1 protein-coding gene is annotated in these 806 nt (G+C 49.6%); it reads left to right on the forward strand.

The genetic code is table 11. The features are described 5' to 3' along the window. Positions 1-11 precede the first annotated feature (11 nt). Positions 12-806, forward strand: a 795-nt coding sequence (locus R7Q46_RS26280; RefSeq protein WP_318078098.1) for an alpha-amylase family glycosyl hydrolase, incomplete at its 3' end; no start/stop codon positions are given.

Here is an 806-nt window from a genome sequence, read left to right on the forward strand (position 1 = left end):
ATCCGAAGAGAGTGTTTGGGGGGAGAAGGGAGATCTCCGAGGTTGCCGTCACCATTAAAAACACGACCAACAGCCGTGACGTCCCGCTAAGTGCAGAGCAGCCTTTGGTTGTGCCTCTAACCAAAGACGGATACACGCTTAAAATCACGGGCGTTGAAGGCGACTGCGTTGCACCTGATGGTCAGAAAGTGAAGTTCAATAAACCTATCGCGCTAAATTGTGGCAAGCCGACCGAACTGCCACTCAAAGTTCGCTTTACTGGTGACTATTCCTTCGCTTATGACGATGCGGCTAAGACGTTGTTGTTTAAGCGAGAGCCGAAAAAAGCAGCAAAAACCGAATTTAAACGCCCGATCCCGCAAGTACAATGTGAAGTCTACCAAGGCGGTGAAGTGACGATCGCTGTGGGGGATAGCTTTCCTGAAGGCACCAAGTTACGCGATGCTTATTCAGGTCAAATGGTTGAAGTGAAAGAGCAGAAAGTATCGCTGACGCCAAGTAAAGACTCTGGCGGCCTAGTGCTGCTAGAGCCTGTGCAGAAAACCAAAGCAGCGGTGCCATTTGATTACCGAAACGCGAACATTTACTTCGTGGTGGTTGACCGTTTCAACAACGCAGACGCAAGGAACGACAACAGTTATGGTCGTAAAAAAGACGGCAAAGATGAAGTTGGCACGTTCCACGGCGGTGACCTTAAAGGCGTAATTGAGAAATTGGATTACATCAAGAGCCTAGGTACAGATGCGATTTGGTTGTCGCCAATCGTTGAACAAGTGCACGGCTTTGTCGGTGGTGGCGATAGCGGC

The sequence above is a fragment of the Vibrio sp. 811 genome, assembly GCF_033339195.1.